Here is a 1804-nt window from a genome sequence, read left to right as displayed (position 1 = left end):
GTCCCCGATTTCACCAACAAACTGCGAATCGGGGTCATCAAGGACGAAAAAATATTACGCGACATTCTCGACAAAGGAGTCAAGACGCTAACATCACAGGAGCGTGAGGCTATTTCCAACAAGCATGTATCGGTCAATGTTCAGCGCGGAATCGATTACACGTTGGTCTGGCTAGTCATTGTCGGTGGAGGTCTCATCATGCTGCTTGTACTTACTTGGAACCGGAAACTTAATTCACTCAATAAGCAATTGGAACTGCTTTCCATCACCGACCGGCTGACCGGCCTGTTCAATCGCATGAAATTGGATGCAACACTAGCGTCCGAAAGCATGCGCGCGCAGCGTAGTGGACAACCTTTCAGTCTGATCATGATTGATGTGGATTACTTCAAAAATACCAATGACGTACATGGTCACCAGACCGGGGACAGTGTACTGGTCGAGATTGCCCAATTGCTGCAATCCAGCACGCGCAAAACTGACGTTGTCGGACGCTGGGGGGGAGAAGAATTTCTAATAATTTGCCCTCACACAGACAGTGCAGGTGCCTACCAATTGGCTGAAAATCTCCGCAAAAAAATACAAGATTTCAAATTTTCGGTCGTCGGACACAAGACGGCCAGCTTTGGGGTCGCCAGTTTTCAGATTGAGAACCAGGGTCAGGATATTGTGTCGCGAGCAGATGCAGCACTTTATGCAGCCAAAGAACGTGGCCGAAACAGAGTTGAGACAAAGTAATCGAGGAGAACCAACATCCTGCCAGCGCGGGTGCGTAACTTACAGGCACGGATTTTGTCAGACTCAACAAGTCCCCTGCCCAGCAGAATAACGTGGCCGATAGCAGGCCGAATTGTTGCCAGCCAAGAGACAACTATCGGGCAAAATCCGGGCAAGGCACGCACGTTGCGTGCCGCCGTTAACACCAAGCTTATTTTTGATGCCCGGCCAGCGCCACAGTCGGTCTACGCCGGAGCCACTTTGATTTCTTGAGCGGCCGCGCCGCCGTACACAGGCAAGACCCTGCGATCCAGCGCAGCATGCATTTCTTGTTGGTATTTATGTTGGTATTTTTAAAAATAGAATTACACAAATCCTTTAAAGACAATGCTTGTAAGGTGTTTTGTGATAGTCGCCGCCCCACCAAACTACCGTTTCATGACGTGTCATGAAACACCAAGAACCCCGAGAAATAAGCCTCTCGGGGTTTTTTTATGTCTCACGATGTGCCATAACATCTCTAGACATGCCAACGCCGGTGTTGGTATTCCTGTTGGTTCCCAGTACCAACAGATCACAGGTACCAACAAATGCCTCTGACCGACACAGCCTGCAAGAACGCCAAGTCCAACGACAACGGAAAGCCAGCCAAGCTAACCGACGAAAAAGGCATGCATCTGCTCGTTAACTGCATCGGGAAATACTGGCGGCTCTCTTACCGTTTCGATGGCAAACAGAAAACACTGGCACTTGGTATCTATCCAGAAATCAGCCTGAAAGATGCGCGCAACCGCCGGGACGAAGCCCGCCGCCTGCTTGCCGAAGGCATCGACCCCGGCATCAACCGCAAGGTACAAAAAGCCACCAAGGCACAGCAAGCCGAAAATAGCTTTGAGGTTATCGCCCGCGAGTGGTTTTCCAAATACCTGCCAACCTGGACGGCAGGCCACGCAGACAAGACCATGCGCCGTTTCGAGCGCGACATTTTCCCATGGATAGGCAAGCGTCCCATTGCCCAGATCGAGGCACCAGAGCTTCTGACCGCTCTGCGCCGCATTGAGCATCGCGGCGCCATAGAAACGGCGCA

2 protein-coding genes are annotated in these 1804 nt (G+C 51.3%); both read left to right on the top strand.

Features of this window, described 5'->3' with window-relative positions:
* The coding region (locus EGI20_RS18200; protein WP_498632992.1) for a GGDEF domain-containing protein at nucleotides 1–738 on the top strand (738 nt) is incomplete at its 5' end.
* 569 nt (nucleotides 739–1307) lie between these two features.
* Nucleotides 1308–1804: tyrosine-type recombinase/integrase (locus tag EGI20_RS18195; protein ID WP_498633096.1), on the top strand; the 497-nt coding region annotated here is incomplete at its 3' end.

It is taken from the genome of Aquitalea sp. S1-19 (assembly GCF_024343515.1).
This window is presented reverse-complemented; position numbering and strand designations above follow the sequence as displayed.